This is a genomic window from Mycobacterium dioxanotrophicus, assembly GCF_002157835.1.
In the GTDB taxonomy this organism is placed as follows: Bacteria; Actinomycetota; Actinomycetes; order Mycobacteriales; family Mycobacteriaceae; genus Mycobacterium; species Mycobacterium dioxanotrophicus.
Genome location: NZ_CP020809.1, coordinates 6,150,935 through 6,169,278, shown reverse-complemented (window position 1 = coordinate 6,169,278; position 18,344 = coordinate 6,150,935). Strand labels below are relative to the sequence as shown.

The window sequence follows — 18,344 nt, the reverse complement described above, 5'->3', positions numbered from 1 at the left end:
AGCTCAGCCGATGATGACGTTGCCGTGCAGGCCCTGCTTCTCGATGGCCTGCTGGATCTGCTCCGAGTAGGAGACAGGCTGAGCGTCCACGGGAGCGGGCGCTTCGGCCGGGGGAGCTTCGGGGGCCGGAGCCTGCAGCGCGGCATCGGTGACCGGCGCGGCGGGCGGCGGCACATCAGCCGGGGCCGGGGCCTCGGGAGCCGGGGCAGGTCCTGCGGAGCCGGCGGGGAGCGTCGGGGCCGGGGCCGCGGCGGGATCGAACGCGGCGGGCTCGACGGCCGGAGCGGGAGCGTCGGGGGCCGGGGCGTCGGGAGCGTTGACGGCCGGGTTGTCCAGCGGCTGCGGCTGATTGACCACGTTGCGCGGGGTCGAGCCCGACAGGCCGTGGCCGCACACCGGCCAGGCACCCTTGCCCTGGCTCGCCAGAACGCGCTCGGCGACGGCGATCTGCTGATCCTTGGTGGCCATGTTCGCGGCCGGGGCGTACTGGCCGCCACCGTGCGCCGACCAGGTGCTCGGCGAGAACTGCAGCCCGCCCTGGTAGCCGTTGCCGGTGTTGATGGCCCAGTTGCCGCCTGACTCACAACGAGCCACGGTGTCCCATTCGCCGTCGGTTGCGGCCGACGCCTGGCTTGCCAGTGCGAGGCTGCCGCCGGCGAGCGCAACGCCGGTTACCGCGATCTTGGCGACGTTCTTGGCTGATGAAGACGTAGTGGGCTTGCGATGCCGTCCACTCATGAGCGTGAAGGTCCTCTCGTATGCGCCCACGAGGTCAGCTGTCGGGTTCGGGCTGGAGAGGTTGCCCGGCCGGCGACGTCGAAACGGCGACGGCTTCACCCCAAGGGGCCGCAAGCGGCTCCTGGTCCTTGTAGCTCGGTGGACCGGTGGGTCCCCCGCCTCCATCCAAGTTGTGTTCGTCGTGTAACCACTCGCCCGATGGATGGAGCTCGGCGCAATCGGGGTGGCAGGTCATCCGATACGGAGTCAGTTGACTTGGGAATGAAGGTAACGGCTCGCCGCGGTCTCGTCATCTTTTGTCGGGTCGGGCGTTTTCCCGCCCGGCAAAACTTAAAAGAGCATTAAAGGCGCAGGTTGCTGAAGCGTTTCCGCAGGTCGCGGCAGCGATAAACCCGCTCGTAGCCAGCTCGTGACCATTTCGTTATGTGAGGTAAATCACGTTAACCACCGGCGAACGGGGGTAACACATCGAGGGTCTGCGGCGTTGTCACAGCGCTCGATCTGTCGCGCACCGCAATGCCATCGCACAGGTAGGAGCACCGTTTCAGCACTCGCGCGAGCTCCGGGTTGCCCTCACCGAGCCGTCCGACGAGTTCCTCGATGGTCGTTCCCGATTTGAGACCTAACGTTTCGGTCTCGACGCCCGCGGCGGCCGCCGCAGCGGCGAAATACCGGACCGTCACCTCGACCGTCGCTGTCATCGTCAACCCCCGATCGCGCTCATCGGGCGCTGCGGTTGCACGAAGCTCGGATCGTTGATGCCGTGGCCGGCGGGCTTGGCCCACATGGCGCCCCGCCACGCCGCCTCGATCGCAGCGTCGTCCGCGCCGCCGCGCAGCAGCCCCCGCAGATCGGTCTCTTCGGTGGAGAACAGGCAGCTGCGGATCTGGCCGTCGGCGGTCAGTCGGGTGCGGTCGCAGGCCGAGCAGAAGGCGTGCGACACCGAGGCGATGACACCGACCGTCCCGCCAGGATGCGTCGGGCCGGGCCCGACCTGCCACAGTTCGGCCGGTGCCGAGCCGCGCGGTCGGGGATCGGGCTGCAGGTCGAACTGCTGTCGCAGGGTCTGCAGGATCCGGTCGGCGTCGATCACCGCGTCACGCTTCCAGCTGTGCCCGGCATCGAGCGGCATCTGCTCGATGATGCGCAGTTGGTAGCCATGCTCGAGGCAGTACCGCAGCAGGTCGACCGCGTCGTCGAGCCCGGACACCGGGTCGAGCACGGCGTTCACCTTCACCGGGTCCAGTCCGACGGCCTTGGCGGCCGCCAGGCCCGCGAGCACGTCGGCGAGCCGGTCCCGGCGGGTGATCCGGGCGAAATGCGCCGCGTCCACGCTGTCGAGCGAGACGTTGATGCGGTCCAGCCCGGCTCGACGCAGGCCGGCGGCGCGGCGTTGCAGCCCGATGCCGTTGGTGGTCAGGGTGATCTCCGGGCGGGGTGTCAACGCGGCGGCCGCGGCCACTACGTCTTCCAGATGCCGGGTCACCAGCGGTTCGCCGCCGGTGAAGCGCACGCTGGTGACGCCGAGGCTCGTCACCGCGATACGCAGCAGACGGGCCAGCTCGTCCGCGCTGAGCAGGGCCTGGCCCGGCAGCCAGTCCAGGCCTTCGGCGGGCATGCAGTACGTGCAGCGCAGGTTGCACCGGTCGGTGAGCGAGACGCGCAGATCGGTGGCGACCCGCCCGTAGGTGTCGATCAGCGGTCCGCTCGCCGGGGCCGGCTCCGTGGGCCCGCCACGGTTCACGGTGGGCAATCCGAGCGCGGTGACGGTCATGCCGGTGTCCTTACCGAGTCCACCGGCACGATCTCCTTACCGAGCGGCATCAGCGACACCGGGATCAGCTTGAGGTTGGCCAGCGCCAGCGGGATGCCGACGATGGTGATCGCCATCGCGACCGCGCTGACCAGGTGGCCGATGGCCAGCCAGATGCCGCACAACAGAATCCAGATGATGTTGCCGATCAGCGCGCCCGGCCGGGTGCCCGGTTTGTCGACGATGGTGCGGCCGAACGGCCACAGCGCATAGGACGCGATGCGCAGCGAGGCGAACCCGAAGGGGATGGTGATGATCAAGATGAAGCAGATCAACGCTGCCAGCAGGTATCCCAGCGCCAGGTAGAGGCCGCCGAAGATCAACCAGATGACATTGAGTATCAGTCGCATATAGGGCGCATCTCCTCCAGCGGTGGCCCAAGCCTACCGAGTAATGGGGATGAACGAGCGAATCGCCTCAGAGTAGGATCTGCACATCGCGTTCCGGCGCAAACCGGGACGCGAACTTTGTGTGTCTCCAGTAGTGCTACCAACGACGAGCAGGTGAGTCCAGTGCCGACCGGCAGGGTTAAGTGGTACGACGCCGAAAAGGGCTTCGGGTTTTTGTCCCAGGAGGAAGGCGAGGACGTCTACGTCCGGTCTTCCGCGTTGCCTTCGGGCATCGAGGCGCTCAAAGCCGGCCAGCGCGTCGAGTTCGGGGTCGCCGCAGGTCGTCGTGGTCCTCAGGCACTGAGTCTCAAGCTGATTGACCCGCCGCCGAGCCTGAGCAAGGCTCGCCGCGAAGCCGAGCGTCCCGAGCACAAGCACACCCCCGATGAGCTGCACGGCATGGTTTCGGACATGATCACGCTGCTGGAGGACACGGTGCAGCCGGAGCTGCGCAAGGGCCGTTATCCCGATCGCAAGGTCGCCCGGCGGGTGTCCGAGGTGGTCAAGGCCGTCGCCCGGGAACTCGACGCCTGACGCCGCGCGGCGGGGCAGACTGGGTGTATGACCCAGGGCTCATACGTCGCCGACAAGTCCTCGTCCGGAGGCGAATTCAACCGCGACACCAGCTACATCACCACCCGGATCACGTCGCGCACGCGAGGAGCAGAGGGGGGTGCGGCGGGCGGTCATTATCCCGTCGAGGCCGGCCGTTACCGGTTGGTGGTGGCGCGGGCCTGTCCGTGGGCCAACCGGGCGATCATCGTGCGCAGGCTGCTGGGGCTGGAGGACGCACTGTCCATCGGCTTCTGCGGCCCGACGCATGACGCGCGCAGCTGGACCTTCGACCTCGATCCCGACGGCCTCGACCCGGTGCTGAGGATCCCGCGGTTGCAGGACGCCTATTTCGCGCGTGATCCCAACTATCCCAAGGGCATTACGGTGCCGGCCGTCGTCGACGTGCCGACGGGTGCGGTGGTGACCAACGACTTCGCCCAGATGACGCTGGACTTCTCCACCGAGTGGACCGAGTTCCACCGTGACGGTGCTCCGCAGCTGTACCCCGAGCCGTTGCGCGACGAGATCGACACGGTCGCCAGACGCATCTACACCGAGGTCAACAACGGCGTGTACCGGTGCGGTTTCGCCGGCTCACAGGAGGCGTACGACGCTGCCTACGACCGGTTGTTCACCGCACTCGACTGGCTCTCCGAACGGCTGGCGACCCAGCGATATCTGGTGGGCGACACCATCACCGAAGCCGACGTGCGACTGTTCACCACGCTGGCGCGGTTCGACCCCGTGTACCACGGCCACTTCAAGTGCAACCGGTCCAAGCTCGCCGAGATGCCCGTGCTGTGGGCTTATGCCCGTGACCTGTTCCAGACCCCGGGGTTCGGCGACACCATCGATTTCGTGCAGATCAAGCAGCATTACTACATCGTCCACGCCGACATCAATCCGACGCGGATCGTCCCGAAAGGGCCGGAACTGGCCAACTGGCTCACCCCGCACGGCCGGGAGTCATTGGGCGGCAGGCCGTTCGGCGATGGCACCCCGCCCGGGCCGACGCGCGAGTCCGAGCGGGTACCCCCCGGTCACGGCGCCGGCTGAGCCTTGTCCGGCCAGACGGTGCGCACCGACCATTCGGCGTGCGGCAGGTCGAACACGTCGCCGTTCTGATCCTGCACCAACGTGAGCAGCTGCACGGCGATGCCGGTGAGCCGCCCGCGCTGCGGGTCGACCGTCGGAATGGTCACGGCCAGAGTGGTATTCGGGCGGTAGAGCGACAACGTCGTGTCGATCGGGTTTTCGTAAACGCGGAGCAGGCGCCAGGGCGCGCGGGCGATCTCCGCGGGCACCGACAGCTGCACGGGGTGTTCCTTGTTGACGCGCAACTCGCCCTGGCTGCCTGACTGCGTGCAGTCGTTGAGGTTGAGCACCGGGCAGTAACGGAACGGCCCGACGCGCGTCAGATGCCCGTTGCTGTATGCGCTGATCTTCGGCAACTTGTCGTGTCCGTGGCTCAGCTGCGTCACCGCCACGGCCGTGCCCGCGGCCGCCACCACGACGATCACCGCGAGAATGGCCAAGAAACGCCTCATCGCGGCATGTCCGTCGTGCTCGCCATCGCGGGCCCTCCGCCTTCCTGTTGCGCCAGCACCGGGCGGTTGCCGCCGAGGCCGGGGATCAGTGACTCGCCGCGGTAGCTCACGATGGTCTGCGCGAGGCCGAGTATCAGCACGGCGGTGATGGTAGTGAACCCGACCGTGAGGTCGGTGTAGATCAGCACGCCCGTCGCGCCACCGGCCACCCAGGCCAGCTGCAGAACCGATTCGGAGCGGCCGAAGGCCGAGGCACGCGATTCTTCCGGCAGATCGTCCTGCAGCGACGCGTCCAGCGATGCCTTGGCGATCGCGCTGGCAGCCGAGGTCACCAGCGTGGCGCCCGCCGCGACGAAAAGGTTGCCGGTCAGCGCGGTCGCCAGCGCGACCGCGGTGACGGCGACGGAGGCGCGCACGACCAGTTGGGCGGGGTGGCCCAGTTTGAGCCGGGCAGCGGCGATGTTGCCGCCGAAGTTGCCGATGCCCGCGGCCGCCCCGATCAGGCCGAGCATCAGCAGCTGTTGCCAGCCGGTGGCGTCGTGCGATTTGGCCACGAAGGCCGGGTACAGGAACAGGAACCCGACCATCACCTTGATGGTGCAGTTGCCCCACAGCGCGGTGATGGTGTTGCGGCCCATGGGTTGGCGCGCGGCCTTGGCCTTGCCGGGACGCCGCAGATCACCCGGGCCGCCGTGATAGCTCAGCGTCGTCGGCACCTCGCCCTCGGTGACCTCGACCCACTTCGGGATCCGCATGGCCAGCACCGCACCGGCCGCCGAGACGGCGGCGACGACATACAGCGCACCGGGCAGATGCACGACGTTGAGCAGATATTCGGCGCCCGCGGCGATACCGCCGCCCACCACGGTTCCGCCGAGCAGGCCGAAGGTGGTCAGCCGGGAGTTGACCCGGACGAGGTCGATGCTCGGGGGCAGCACGCGGGGCGTGACGGCGCTGCGCAGCACCGAGAACGATTTGGAGAGCACCATCATGCCCAGCGCGCACGGGTAGAGCACCCACGACGGGTAACTGCCCGAATCACCGTCGTAGTTCGCGATCAGGACCACGATGAGCACCGTGCGCAGTGCGAACGACGCGGCCAGCGCCACCCGGCGGCCGTGCTGCAACCGGTCGAGCGCGGGTCCGATCAGCGGCGCGATCACGGCGAACGGGGCAATGGTGATCAGCAGGTACAGCGCCACCTTGCTCTTGGATTCACCGCTGGCGGCGGCGAAGAACAACGTGTTGGCCAGGGCGACGGCCATGGCCGCGTCGACGGCGAAGTTCGCCACCACCGGCCACGTCAGCGCGGTCAGCCCGGATTTGTCGGCGCCGTCGGCGGTGGCCGCGCGGTGCACGAACCCGTACATGCGCGAACCCATCTCGCGGCTGCGTGCGGCCGCGGCACGGGTCACCGTCACCTTCTCACCGGCGGCGGAGCCGCCCCGCGGCTGCGGATCCGAGTGATGGCCGGCGGCCTGTTCGTCGTCCAGCGGCGGCAACCAGCGGTTGGAGCTCGGGCCCGACGGCCGACGGGGACGTCGGGGCGTCTCGTCGCTGGGGTAATTGGCCATGCCGGGATGCTCCGCGCCACGATCGGCCGGCGGCCGCGGCGGGTAGTAGGTCACCCCTCGATTCTCGCCTATCCGCGCCCCGCAGGGCGCACCGGCGACCGGTGTGGCTTTCGACCGAACCGGTCAGGCACTATGGATGGCGATGGAAAGCGTGACCGAACCTGTCGAGCAGGCCGCCGATCGGGTTTCCGAGCCGGCCGAGGTTGCTGAGCAGGCCGAAACCCCTGAGCAGGCCGTGGAATCCGAGCAGGCCCCCGAGGCTGAGCAGGCCCCCGAGGCCGAGACGGCGACGGATGCTGTGCCGGCGCCGGGCCTTGAGGCGTTGCTGATGGGTGCCGTGGAACAGGCGCGCGCGGCGTTGGCCGACTTCAGCGGTCCCGAGACGGTCGGGGAGTACCTCGGTGCCACGTTCGAGGACCCCAGTTCGGCGACTCATCGCTTCCTGGCGAACCTGACCGGCTACCGCGGTTGGCAGTGGGCGGTCGTGATGGCGGCCTACCCGGGCGCCGACCACGCCACCATCAGCGAACTGGTCCTCGTGCCGGGGCCCACGGCGCTGCTGGCGCCGCAGTGGGTGCCGTGGCAGGAGCGGGTCCGGCCTGGCGATCTGGGGCCCGGTGACCTGCTGGCTCCGCCGCCCGAGGATCCCCGGCTGACCCCGGGTTTCATGGCGACGGGCGACGCCCTGATCGACGACACCGCGGTGGAGCTGGGACTCGGCCGCCGCCAGGTGCTCAGCCCCCTCGGGCGCGCCGAGGCCGCGCAGCGCTGGCACGACGGCGACTACGGCCCGGGTTCCGCGATGGCCCGTTCGACCCGCAAGGCGTGTCGCGACTGTGCCTTCTACCTACCGCTCGGCGGCGCACTCGGCCTGATGTTCGGTGTATGTGCCAACGAACTCTCCGCCGATGGCCATGTCGTCGAGGCCAACTACGGCTGCGGAGCCCACTCGGACACCCCGCAACCGCCGGGGACGGGTTCGCCGCTGTACGAGCCCTTCGACGACGGGGTCCTCGACCTCGCCGATTAGCGCTCGGCGGCCGCCTTGATGCGGGCCAGTGACGCGTTCATGCCGTCGACGAGTTCGTCCTCGAAGCTCGGGACCCCGCCCATGAACGCGTTGACCAGCGCGTTGGAGATCGCCGTCGCGCCGTTCTCGGCGTGACGGGTCTCGGTGACCCGGGTGCCCCATTCGGTGGGCTGCAGCTCATAGGACCAGATGGTGTTGTTGAGGTCGACTTTGAAAGCCAGCTTCTGCTGCGGGATGACCTCGGTGATGGTGCTGGTCGTGGGCCAGTAGGTGAACTTGCGCTTGTTGAGGTTGACGGTGCGGGCACCCGGCCGCAGCGGCCCGCGCAGCTTCATCACCCGGCATTGCGGGCTCCATTCCGGCATCCGGCTCAGATCCGAGATCAGCGCCCACACGGTGTCGATCGGTGCATCGATGTCGATCTGGGCCTGTAAGAGTGGGGCAGCCATAGGTTCTCCTCAGGTCAATCCGCGTTGGGCACCGCGCGCTCCGCGGCGCACGGCGTGACGTTGCCACAGGAAGATCGACGTGCCGAGTAGGCCGATGGCCAGCCCTGCCAGCGACAGTGGCCGCCAACTGTGCAGACCCGGCACGGTGAAGGCCAGGACGGTCGCGATCAGCCATCCTGCCGCGATCACCACGATCACCGGCCACGGCTCGAGGAGCGAGGCGGGCAACGGCGGCGGTTGCGGCTCGTCGGTCATCGCTGACCAACGTACTCGAACACCGGCGATCCAGGCACTCAGTACTATTTGCCGTGTGAAAGACCCGAATGCTCGGCTGGCGAGTGACCTGGCCCTGGCCGTCATGCGGTTCACCCGGCAGCTGCGGGTCCGGCGCTCTGACTCGGCGGTGTCGCTGACCCAGCTCTCCGCCCTGTCGACATTGGCCAAAGAGGGTTCCATGACGCCGGGAGAATTAGCTGTACGTGAGCAGGTCCGCCCGCCGTCGATGACCAGGGTGATCGCGGCGCTGGCCGAGCAGGGCCTGGTGGAGCGCACCGCCCATCCGGTCGACGGACGCCAGGTCATGGTCTCGGCCCTGCCCGCCGGCGTCAGCCTGATCGAGGCCGAACGACGGGCCACCCAGGACTGGCTCAAGGATCGGTTGGCTCGGCTCGACCCCGACGAACGCGAAACGCTGGTTGCGGCGGCCGATCTCATTTCGGCGATGGTCGACGACGGCGCGTGAGCGAACTTCAGGTCATCGACATCGAGGATCCCGCTGACCCGCGTATCGACGATTTCCGCGATCTCAACAGTGTGGATCGCCGTCCGGATCTGCCCAGCGGCAAGGGTCTGGTGATTGCCGAGGGAGTGCTGGTGGTGCAGCGCATGCTGGCCTCGCGGTTCGTGCCGCGGGCGCTGCTGGGCACCGACCGGCGGCTCGGGGAACTGGCCGACGACCTCGTCGGTGTGCCGGTGCCGTTCTACCGGGCCAGCGCGGAGGTGATGGCCACTGCCATCGGCTTCCACCTCAACCGCGGCGTGCTGGCCTCGGCGTCGCGGCCACCGGAACTGTCGGTGGCCGACGTGATCTCCGATGCCCGGACCGTGGTGGCGCTCGAGGGCGTCAACGACCACGAGAACCTCGGTTCGATCTTCCGCAACGCGGCAGGGCTCGCGGTGGACGCGGTGGTGTTCGGCGCGGGATGTGCCGACCCGCTGTACCGCCGCGCGGTGCGGGTGTCGATGGGCCACGCCCTGCTGGTGCCGTTTGCCCGGGCCCAGTCCTGGCCGGGGGACCTGAAAATATTGCAGGACAACGGGTTTCGTGTGCTTGCCATGACACCGGATGCGGCCGCGGCGACGTTGCCCGAGGCGATGGCGGATCTGCAGTCCGAGCGGGTGGCGATCCTGGTCGGCGCCGAGGGCCCCGGGCTCACCGAGCACACCATGCGGACCAGCGACGTGCGGGTGCGGATCCCGATGTCGCGCGGCACCGATTCCCTCAATGTCGCCACGGCCGCGGCCCTGGCGTTCTACGAGCGGGCCAGGCTCTCGGAGCCGACGTAGATTGAATCCGTGACCGACGATTCGACACCGTGGGGGACCGGGCTGACCGTCGCCGGATTCGTGGCCGCGGTGCTCGCGGCGGCCATCGTGGTCCTCGGCCTCGGCCTCACCCGGGTGCACCCGCTGCTGGCGATCGGCCTGAACATGGTGGCGGTCGGCGGTCTCGCCCCGACCGTGTGGGGTTGGCGCCACCGGCCCGTGTGGCGGTGGTTCGTCCTCGGCGCCGGGGTGGGAGTCGCCCTCGGTTGGGTGGCCCTGCTGGCGGCCGTGCTGTCGCAGTGAGGCTTCAGGCCGGCGCGGCGGTCAGCGTCGCGGCGGTGTAGTTGGCATCGACGAGCCCGGCCACGGCGTCGTCGCGGCGGAACTCGACGCCGTGGATGGCGAACATCCGCTCTGCCGTGGTGGTTTCGGGCAGCCAGCCGCTGTCCGTCAGGTACTGCGCGACGGCGTTGCGCTCACCGGTGAAGATCAGGTCCGACAGGTCGTCGAGTTCCATGCCCTGTTCCCGCTGATGGTCGGCCAGCGCCCGCACCCGGTCGTTGTCGAGCTGCGACTGTTCGTCGATCCAGTCGGTGGCGATGCGGCTGCCGGCGGCGCTGAGTGTCGTGATGTTGTCGAAGAGCCGGTCCTGGGCGTCGGGCGGCAGGTAGCCGAGCAGCCCTTCGGCGATCCAGGCGGTCGGAGCATGTGGGTCGAAGCCCTGGGCGCGCAGTGCGGCAGGCCAGTCGTGCCGCAGGTCGATGCCGATGGTGCGCAGGTCGGCGGTCGGCGTCGCGCCCAGATCGGCCAACGTGCGGGTCTTGAACTCGACGGCGGCAGGCTGGTCGAGTTCGAACACCGTCATGCCGGCGGGCCACGACAGGCGGTAGGCGCGGGCGTCGAGGCCCGAGGCCAGAATGACGGCCTGGCGGATACCCGCGTCGACCGCGGCCAGCAGGAAGTCGTCGAAATAGCGCGTGCGGATCGCCATGCCGTCGGCGATCACATGGGGATCGAGCGCGTCGGCGTCGTCGGCGTCGAGGCGGCCCTCGGCCAGCCGCATGTAGTAGTCCACCCCCACGGCGTCCACCAGCGGCTGCGCGAAGGGATCGGAGATCAGTGGTTCGGGGACGCGTGACGCCAGGGCTCGCGATGCCGCCACACCGGTGGCGGTGGCGCCCACGCTGCTGGCCAGGTCCCAGGTGTCGTTCTCGGTGCGCGGCATGACCCCTCCAGATGTATAGCTAGACTAGTTATTAGTCACTATAACTAATGGAGAGCGCGTCGTCACGGGGGCCCCGCTCGTCGCGCGTCCGGTCGACCGGACGGCTGAATCGTAGGATCGGGGCTCACGCCGCTCGATGGAGACATCGCGCGGGGGAGCGCGGCAACGGTCTGAGGAGAAGGCGATGCTGATCGACGGTCACAACGATCTCGCCTGGGCCTTGCGTCAGGAGTACGACGCCGACCTGGATGCCGTCGACTTGACCGGGGTGGTGCCGAATCTGCATACCGACCTGAAGCGCCTGGACGCCGGCGGAGTGACCGGGCAGTTCTGGTCGGTCTACGTGTCCCCGGAGCTTTTCGTCGGTCCCGCGGCAGTGACTGCCACGCTGGAGCAGATCGACTTGGTGCGACGTCTCGTCGCCCGTTACCCCGACCGACTGGTGCTGGCGACATCTGCGGACGAAGTGGAGGCGTCCGGCGGCCGGATCGCATCGCTCTTGGGCATGGAGGGGGGCCACTGCATCGACGGATCGCTCGCGGTGCTGCGCATGATGCACGCGTTGGGGGTGCGTTACCTGACCCTGACCCACAACAAGAACGTGCCCTGGGCCGACTCCGCGACCGACGACCCGGTGCTGCACGGGCTGTCGGAGTTCGGTGAAGACGTCGTACGCGAGATGAACCGGCTCGGCATGCTGGTCGACCTCTCGCACGTGTCCGCCGACGTCATGCGGCAGGTACTGCGGGTGACCGCCGCGCCGGCGATCTTCAGCCACTCCTCCGCCCGCGCGATCTGCGACCACGTCCGCAACGTGCCCGACGACGTCTTGACGGCGTTGGCCGAGAATGGCGGCGTGTGCATGGTGACGTTCCTGCCCGCCTTCGTCTCACCGGCGGTCGCCCGGTGGCACGCGGAGGCGAAGGCCGAGGCTCGACGCCGTGGAATCAAGAAGGGCACGCCGGAGTACGACGCGCTGATGACGGGCCTGGAACAGCAGTCGCCGCCGCCGGTCGCCACATTGGCTCAGGTCGTGGCGCACATCGAGCACGTGCGTGAGACCGCCGGCATCGACCATGTCGGTATCGGCGGGGACTATATGGGGGGCGAAGCCATGCCCGAGGGTCTGGAGGACGTTTCGGGGTATCCGCGGCTCTTCGCCGCCCTCGCCGACCGCGGCTGGTCGCGGAGCGACTTGGCCAAGCTCGCCGGCGGGAACGTTCTGCGCGTGCTCCGGGCTTCCGAGGATGTCGCGGAGCTGACGCCCTAGTCCGCACTCCGCGGCAGCACCCCCGGGTGCAAACCCGCAGCGGTTCGAAGTTCACCCACGACTGTTTGCTGTCCTCGTGTGAGCGACGCCAGCTGTGAGCGCTTGGGTCGTCGTCGACTTCGGTACGGCTCGGATATGGCGCGGCCCGCGGCTACCGGCGACGAACAGGTAAGCGGGGCCATTTTTCGTCACTGTGACGGCTCGGGACGGCCCGGTGGGAAGGCTCCTCGTGGCCGAAACTAAGGTGCGCCGACTCGGGCAGTAAGGGTTCGCTCGCTTTGCGCCTACCGGGCACGTTCGCGGTTCTCCCACGGCGGGACAGGCAGCGGGCAGAGGCCACATGCGCGACCCAACATCGCCGACAAATTTGGACTAAGTCCAAACCAAATCACCGAAAAGTCTTGACCAAGTCCAAAAAAGTGAGTGATATTAGTCACGTGCCTGCACCGGATTACCCCGACCGCCTGCGTGCGGCAGACCTCCGGGTGACCCGTCCCCGAGTCGCCGTCCTCGAGGCGGTGCACGCACATCCGCACGCTGATACGGAGTCGATCCTGGCGATCGTGCGAACGAATCTCCCGGACGTCTCCCGGCAGGCCGTCTATGACGTCCTGCAGGCATTGACCAATGCGAGGTTGATCAGACGCATCCAGCCGTCGGGGTCCGTGGCGCGCTACGAGTCTCGGGTGGGGGACAACCACCACCACGTCGTCTGCCGATCCTGCCGTGTCATCACCGATATTGACTGCGCCCGCGGCGAGGCGCCGTGTCTCGACCCGTCCGATCCCGACGGTGCCCTCGATGGTTACGTCCTCGATGAAGCCGAGGTGATCTATTGGGGCCTGTGCCCCACCTGCTCTGCCGTCAGCAGTTCCTGACCACATCCGTGATCGCAGCCCCCTCACGAAAGGCAGTCACGTGTCGTCCGATATCTCCGAAGCTCGGCCACCCCAAGCAGACACCAAAACCCATGCGCCGCTGACCGATACGGGCTGGTGGCCCGCGACGAGGACTCCGTCGCGGCGCCGGCCGCGGTTCTGAACAACGACCGCTTCGCACTCGAGAAGTACCTTCCACACCTTTTTCAGTTGGCTCATGGTTTAGACACATAGTTCAGGGGTGGTCTCGAATGACATATGTCCAAAGACGCTCGACGGGATCCGTTAGTCCGAACCCTGCTGGAGTACAGCAGGCGTGGGAACGCTTCGTGGAGGGACAGGACGACATCCATGGCGTCCGACCCGAAGTGGCGATCTCCTGGCATCGGTGCCGAGACCAGTACCGCGTAGACCCGTTCCTCTCCGAAGCGCCGGTGGCGGCCGCGGAGGTCGACCATCCGCTCGAACACGATGTTGTCTTCGCCGAATTGGGTTTTCGTGCCGCCGCTATCGTGCACGAGGTGGCGAACTGCGGTGGCGTCGTGATCGTCGCCGACGCCACCGGCAGGGTCCTGGCCGAGTGGGGCGACAAGGCCACCCTTTCCGTCGCCGCCGGGATCAGGCTCGCGCCGTCGTTCAGCTGGTCGGAGAGCGCGGTGGGCACGAACGGCATGGGCACCGCTCTGGGGGCGCCGAGCCCCATGCTGATCAGGCGTGAAGAACACTGGTGCCAGGCTTTTCACGACTGGAGCTGCGCGGGCGTCGCGGTCCGCGACGTGGTGACCAAGGAGCCGGTCGCGATCTTGACCGTCTCGTGCTGGCGCAGCGATGTGCCAGCGGGGGCCCGTGGCTGGCTGGCGAGAGCCGCCACGCAGACGCAGACCACGCTGCGCGTGCACGCCCGCGACGGCGGTGCCGAGCTGCTGGCCGCGTATCAGCTTGCGCGGGCCAAGTCGAGTGAGCCGCTCGCCGCCGTCGACACTGCGGGCAAGGTGGTGATCGCCGACGACACCGCCAGCGTGCTCCTCGGCGTGCCGGGCAACAGCCCGGCAATCGATCCTGCGGTCCGCTGGACTCCGCGGTTGCCGGCGTTCATCGGCGCCGCTCAGTTCGCCAGCAAGGAGGCGAGCCACAATCCGGACTGGACGGGTTCCACCCGGATCTTCACCCACCTCTCCGCGGAACCTTCGGCCATCCGGATTCGCCCGGTATTCCTGTACAGCAATCTGGTCGGACACCTCATCTCCTTCGGTAGCTGCACCGACGGTGAGCACTTCGGTACCTGCACCGACGGCGCGCAGTTGCCGCAGACCGAAGCGGACGCACACGTTCAGGCACAATCCGGTCGAGTGGTCGGTGTCCACGAGAACCGGATGATGCTCTTGCGGCTGCCGGAAGTCGTGTTCGCCGAGTCGGCCGGCAACGACGTATGGCTGTCCACGGACGAGGGCAGGCTGCGGGCCGCCTCGTCCGGGCTGGACAAGCTCGAAAATGAGCTGGCCAAAGCGGGATTCCTGCGCGTGCACCGCCAGTATGTCGTGAACCTGAACCGCATTCGCGAGGTCGAACGCCGGGACAAGGGTGAGCTGGTCCTGGTCATGGACGACCGGCAGAAGACGATGTTGCCGGTGTCCAGGCGCAACGTGCGCGCGGTACGCCGTGCGCTGGGGATCTGAAGCTCGGCGGCACCCGGGAGGAAATCCATGCCAGAGAATCCCGACACTCACGCCTATCGCACCTATGACAAGGTCCTGAGCGAAGCGACAGCGGCTCGGCAACGGAGCAATCCTGCCGCGGGCGGCAGTTCGAACGACTTGTGGCCGCAGCGGCTCGATTTGGGGGTGTTGCGGCAGAAGACCGCGGACAGCCCGAGGGGCAAGGACTTCGACTACGCCAAAGAGTTCCTGTCGTTGGATCTCGACGAGCTGGCCCGCGATGTAGACGACGTATTGACGACCTCGCAGGATTGGTGGCCGGCCGATTTCGGTCACTACGGACCGCTCGTGCTGCGGATGGCGTGGCACTGCGCCGGCACCTACCGCGTCGGTGACGGCCGCGGCGGCCCGAGCGGGGGGATGCAGCGCTTTGCGCCGTTGGACAGTTGGCCCGACAACCGCAACCTGGACAAGGCGCGCCGTCTCCTGTGGCCGGTGAAGAAGAAGTACGGACGCAAGATCTCCTGGTCGGACCTGATGATCTTCGCGGGCACCTGCGCGCTGGAGTCGATGGGTTTCAAGACATTCGGGTTCGCAGGCGGCCGGGAGGACGCCTGGGAGCCCGACGATTTGTACTGGGGACCGGAATTCAAGTGGCTGGCCGACGAACGGCACAGCGGTGTCCGGCATCTCGACGAACCGTTGGCGGCCACCGAGATGGGACTGATCTACGTCGACCCCCAGGGCCCCGCCACCAATCCCGATCCGCGGCTCGCCGCCCGGGACATCCGTCAGACCTTCAAGCGGATGGGATTCAACGACGAGGAGACGGTGGCGCTGATCGCCGGAGGTCATACGTTCGGAAAGACGCACGGGCCGGCGCCGGACACCGCCCTCGGCCCGGAACCCGAGGCCGCGCCGCTCACTGCTCAGGGCTTGGGCTGGGCGAACACGTACGGCACCGGTAACGGCCCGGACACCATCACCAGCGGGCTCGAAGGGATGTGGACGCGTACGCCGGTCACGTGGGACCACACGTTCTTGGAGACGCTGTTCGAATACGAGTGGGAAGTCGAGCTCAGCCCGGCGGGGCTGTGGCAGTGGATCCCCAGTGACGGTCAGGGCGAGGGGACCGTGCCGGACCCTTACGACCCGGGCAAGACTCATCACCCGGTCATGCTCACCACGGACCTTGCACTGCAGGAGGACCCCATCTACGAGTCGATCTCGCGGCGGTTCCTGGAGCACCCGGACCAGCTCGAGGACGCCTTCGCGCGGGCGTGGTTCAAGCTCACGCACATAGACATGGGCCCCGTTCAGCGCTACCTGGGAGCGCTGGTTCCCGCCGAGCGGTTGATCTGGCAGGACCCGGTGCCTGACGTTGATCACGAGCTCGTCGACGCCGAGGACATCGCCACGCTCAAGGGCGAGATCCGGCAATCGGGCCTTTCGGTCGCCCAACTCGTTCGCACGGCGTGGGCCTCTGCGTCGACCTTCCGCGACAGCGACAAACGCGGCGGTGCGAACGGGGCGCGGATCCGACTGGAACCCCAGCGGAGCTGGCATGTCAACGAGCCCGAGACGCTCGGTGCCGTGTTGGCCACGCTCGAGGAGATCCGCGACCGGTTCAACGACTCCCAGCGCGCGAACAAGCGGATCTCGCTTGCCGATCTGATCGTGCTCGGTGGCTGCGCCGCGATCGAACACGCCGCCGCTGCTGCCGGTCACGACATCGAAGTCCCGTTCCGGCCGGGACGCACCGACGCGACACAGGAGTGGACCGACCCAGAGTGGTTCGCCGCGCTCGAGCCCAAGGCGGACGCGTTCCGCAACTACGTCGGTATGAACAACGAGCTGCCCCCGGAGCACCAGCTCATCGAACGCGCGAGCCAGCTGACCCTCAGCGCCCGCGAGATGACAGTGCTGATCGGCGGCCTGCGCGTGCTCGGTGCGAACCACCGCGACGCCGCCGTCGGCGTGTTCACCCGAACGCCGGGCTCGCTGACCACCGATTTCTTCGTCAACCTGCTGGACACGGACATCGAGTGGATACCGAGGACGCCCAAGGGTGCACCGCCGGTGTCCTACGAGGGGCGCAACCGGCACACCGGCGAGGTCGCGTGGCTCGCCAGTCGGGCCGACCTCGTCTTCCGGGCCCACTCCGAGCTGCGTGCCCTCTCCGAGGCCTACGCGTGTGAGGGTGCCGAGGAGATGTTCGTCCGCAACTTCGTCGCGGCGTGGGACAAGGTCATGAGCCTGGACCTTTTCGACCCCGCGATGTGACGGCCGGCGCATAAGCGGCGCGGCGCCGCGCATGAACGGCAGTATCCGCCGGACGGGCGGTTATGCGATTTTGCGCGCTTGCCGACCGAATCGATCACGACGCCGCACATCGTGGTGTCAATCTCCGTGGCCGTCTTTGCGTGCCCTCGGCGGACTTTCTTCGCTTTCTCAATACGCCTACGGATATCGGAGAATTACTGCGCCGAACGCCAGTCCTGGCGGAGCGGGAATTGTCGTGAGCTTTTGGTGCGGTATCTGATTTCGGGGCTCGACTTCTTCGATCCCCACAGTGTGACGGCCGGGGTCTGAGCGGTCGGTTGTGGCGGGTGAACGGCAGCCTCTGCCGGCCCGCCGGCTGGCCTGAGGTTCCCGGCGCCCACCGCTGGTGACTGCACCGTGGGCGCGCCTCGCCTCGGTGGTCTTCGTGGTGCTGGAACGAACCATTGCATCGCCTACCTGGCGTTCGTCGACGTTTCGGGGGCGTTCTGGGGCTCCGCGGCAGCGATTGTGAACGACGCCCAGCCACGCGGTGTGGGTCATCCGCGCCGGGCCCGGGGGTGTGATCGGCGTCACGGCGAACGGCACCTTGCGGCGTGTGAACGGCAGCGTGCGGCGGCCCAGCGGTCGTGCCTATTCGTGGGTTTCAATCGGGCCTACGCTTCACCTCGTTAAAGGTTCGAATTGGTCATTTCGGCAACGAAGGGCGCACCGAACCACGCCATTCCGCAATGAGAGGTAGGTGATCAGGCGGGTTATCAACTGTCGACGGTCCGAAGATATGGGCTGAGGCACGTTGAGTTTCCGGATAACGATCACTGAATGCGTCCAGGGCATTACCGAATCGCCGATCCGGGTCAAGAAGAAACGTCATGAACGCCTTTTCGTACAACAACACAACCCACACAAAGTTTCACTCATGAGGAGGTGATGTCCAATGACGACCGTTCAGGAACGAGATGCACTCCTGGCAGAACTCCAGGGACAAAACAAGGCAGCCATAGGTTCCGTACTGGGGACCGGTTCCATCGCCAAAGCGACCGAACGTGCCGACGGCACGATGGAAGCGACCATCAGGATCCCGGAGGATGCGCTCGCATTCGAGCCGGCGATCCTCATCCTGCCGCACGCCGGCACCGTCGAGCTGACGATCATCAACGACGACAAGAACACCCATGCCTGCCTGTTGCCGAGCAACGGCGACAAGCAGTTCATCGGTCTGGTGAACCACTCGAAGGGCCGGGCGACGCTCGAATTGGACGGCCCTGGCTACTACTGGTACGGCTCGCCCGCCGGCAACGACGAGGGTAAGGGTTTGACCGCTGCCATCGTCGTGTCCGGTGACGTGCCGCCGGAGGCCAAACTCGACCGGCCCGCCCAGCCGCGGCCGTAGAAA

General features: G+C 67.6%; 20 protein-coding genes and 1 riboswitch. Of the genes, 11 read left to right on the top strand and 9 right to left on the bottom strand.

From position 1 onward, the window contains the following. Positions 1-3 precede the first annotated feature (3 nt). The 4 genes from BTO20_RS29980 to BTO20_RS29965 all read right to left on the bottom strand — a co-directional run bounded on the left by BTO20_RS29980 (position 4) and on the right by BTO20_RS29965 (position 2,901). A complete protein-coding gene (locus tag BTO20_RS29980) occupies positions 4-738 on the bottom strand; it encodes a transglycosylase family protein (protein ID WP_087079524.1) in 735 nt (244 codons plus the stop codon). 8 nt (positions 739-746) lie between these two features. Continuing rightward, positions 747-930: riboswitch (cyclic di-AMP (ydaO/yuaA leader) on the bottom strand. Between the two features lie 248 nt (positions 931-1,178). Further along, entirely contained in the window at positions 1,179-1,439 is a 261-nt protein-coding gene (locus BTO20_RS29975) for a MoaD/ThiS family protein (protein ID WP_087079523.1), read from the bottom strand. A gap of 2 nt (positions 1,440-1,441) precedes the next feature. Then, positions 1,442-2,512 (bottom strand): GTP 3',8-cyclase MoaA, encoded by a 1,071-nt coding sequence (gene moaA, locus BTO20_RS29970; RefSeq protein ID WP_087079522.1) that lies wholly within the window; start codon positions 2,510-2,512, stop codon positions 1,442-1,444. Further along, positions 2,509-2,901, bottom strand: a complete 393-nt coding sequence (locus BTO20_RS29965; protein WP_087079521.1) for a YccF domain-containing protein — start codon at positions 2,899-2,901, stop codon at positions 2,509-2,511. Before BTO20_RS29965 ends, moaA begins: the two co-directional genes overlap by 4 nt. 162 nt (positions 2,902-3,063) lie before the next feature. Between BTO20_RS29965 and BTO20_RS29960 the strand changes: the two genes are divergently transcribed. Next, positions 3,064-3,474, top strand: a complete 411-nt coding sequence (locus BTO20_RS29960) for a cold-shock protein (RefSeq protein WP_029369734.1) — start codon at positions 3,064-3,066, stop codon at positions 3,472-3,474. Positions 3,475-3,501: 27 nt separating this feature from the next. Then, positions 3,502-4,551 carry a glutathione S-transferase family protein gene (locus BTO20_RS29955; RefSeq protein WP_087079520.1) on the top strand — a complete coding sequence of 350 codons (1,050 nt, stop codon included), beginning with the start codon at positions 3,502-3,504 and terminating at the stop codon, positions 4,549-4,551. Here the strand turns inward: BTO20_RS29955 and BTO20_RS29950 are convergent. Then, on the bottom strand, positions 4,536-5,042 hold the full coding sequence (locus tag BTO20_RS29950) for a DUF2771 domain-containing protein (RefSeq protein ID WP_087079519.1): 507 nt from the start codon (positions 5,040-5,042) through the stop codon (positions 4,536-4,538). The two genes, BTO20_RS29955 and BTO20_RS29950, sit on opposite strands and share 16 nt — an antisense overlap. Then, positions 5,039-6,616: an MFS transporter gene (locus tag BTO20_RS29945; RefSeq protein WP_232491286.1), complete on the bottom strand. Its 1,578-nt coding sequence runs from the start codon at positions 6,614-6,616 to the stop codon at positions 5,039-5,041. Before BTO20_RS29945 ends, BTO20_RS29950 begins: the two co-directional genes overlap by 4 nt. Before the next feature lie 328 nt (positions 6,617-6,944). Between BTO20_RS29945 and BTO20_RS29940 the strand changes: the two genes are divergently transcribed. After that, complete coding sequence (locus BTO20_RS29940; protein WP_087082884.1) at positions 6,945-7,646, top strand: DUF3027 domain-containing protein; 702 nt, start codon at positions 6,945-6,947, stop codon at positions 7,644-7,646. On the opposite strand, the gene BTO20_RS29935 is transcribed toward BTO20_RS29940, so the two are convergent. After that, positions 7,643-8,095, bottom strand: coding sequence for an SRPBCC family protein (locus BTO20_RS29935; RefSeq protein ID WP_087079518.1), 453 nt, complete (start codon positions 8,093-8,095; stop codon positions 7,643-7,645). The two genes, BTO20_RS29940 and BTO20_RS29935, sit on opposite strands and share 4 nt — an antisense overlap. 9 nt (positions 8,096-8,104) lie before the next feature. Then, positions 8,105-8,350, bottom strand: a complete 246-nt coding sequence (locus BTO20_RS29930) for a DUF2530 domain-containing protein (protein ID WP_087079517.1) — start codon at positions 8,348-8,350, stop codon at positions 8,105-8,107. A 55-nt stretch (positions 8,351-8,405) separates the two neighbouring features. On the opposite strand from BTO20_RS29930, the gene BTO20_RS29925 reads away from it, so the two are divergent. The 3 genes from BTO20_RS29925 to BTO20_RS29915 are packed head-to-tail and all read left to right on the top strand — an operon-like array spanning position 8,406 to position 9,943. Then, on the top strand, positions 8,406-8,837 hold the full coding sequence (locus tag BTO20_RS29925; protein ID WP_083168925.1) for an Rv0880 family HTH-type transcriptional regulator: 432 nt from the start codon (positions 8,406-8,408) through the stop codon (positions 8,835-8,837). Beyond that, positions 8,834-9,661 carry a TrmH family RNA methyltransferase gene (locus BTO20_RS29920; RefSeq protein ID WP_087079516.1) on the top strand — a complete coding sequence of 276 codons (828 nt, stop codon included), beginning with the start codon at positions 8,834-8,836 and terminating at the stop codon, positions 9,659-9,661. The genes BTO20_RS29925 and BTO20_RS29920 overlap by 4 nt, the downstream gene beginning before the upstream one ends. Positions 9,662-9,670: 9 nt before the next feature. Beyond that, positions 9,671-9,943 carry a DUF2537 domain-containing protein gene (locus tag BTO20_RS29915; protein ID WP_087079515.1) on the top strand — a complete coding sequence of 91 codons (273 nt, stop codon included), beginning with the start codon at positions 9,671-9,673 and terminating at the stop codon, positions 9,941-9,943. Between the two features lie 4 nt (positions 9,944-9,947). Here BTO20_RS29915 and BTO20_RS29910 read toward each other — a convergent pair whose 3' ends face one another. Further along, positions 9,948-10,865, bottom strand: a complete 918-nt coding sequence (locus BTO20_RS29910; RefSeq protein WP_087079514.1) for a class I SAM-dependent methyltransferase — start codon at positions 10,863-10,865, stop codon at positions 9,948-9,950. A 184-nt stretch (positions 10,866-11,049) separates the two neighbouring features. On the opposite strand from BTO20_RS29910, the gene BTO20_RS29905 reads away from it, so the two are divergent. The 5 genes from BTO20_RS29905 to BTO20_RS29885 all read left to right on the top strand — a co-directional run bounded on the left by BTO20_RS29905 (position 11,050) and on the right by BTO20_RS29885 (position 18,341). Further along, entirely contained in the window at positions 11,050-12,135 is a 1,086-nt protein-coding gene (locus BTO20_RS29905; RefSeq protein WP_087079513.1) for a dipeptidase, read from the top strand. Between the two features lie 437 nt (positions 12,136-12,572). Then, on the top strand, positions 12,573-13,013 hold the full coding sequence (locus tag BTO20_RS29900) for a Fur family transcriptional regulator (RefSeq protein ID WP_087079512.1): 441 nt from the start codon (positions 12,573-12,575) through the stop codon (positions 13,011-13,013). Between the two features lie 329 nt (positions 13,014-13,342). Beyond that, positions 13,343-14,689 (top strand): DNA-binding protein, encoded by a 1,347-nt coding sequence (locus BTO20_RS29895; protein ID WP_232490894.1) that lies wholly within the window; start codon positions 13,343-13,345, stop codon positions 14,687-14,689. A gap of 27 nt (positions 14,690-14,716) precedes the next feature. Further along, on the top strand, positions 14,717-16,951 hold the full coding sequence (gene katG / locus BTO20_RS29890) for a catalase/peroxidase HPI (RefSeq protein ID WP_087079510.1): 2,235 nt from the start codon (positions 14,717-14,719) through the stop codon (positions 16,949-16,951). A 934-nt stretch (positions 16,952-17,885) separates the two neighbouring features. Next, positions 17,886-18,341: an MSMEG_3727 family PQQ-associated protein gene (locus BTO20_RS29885; RefSeq protein ID WP_087079509.1), complete on the top strand. Its 456-nt coding sequence runs from the start codon at positions 17,886-17,888 to the stop codon at positions 18,339-18,341. The last annotated feature ends 3 nt before the right edge of the window (positions 18,342-18,344 follow it).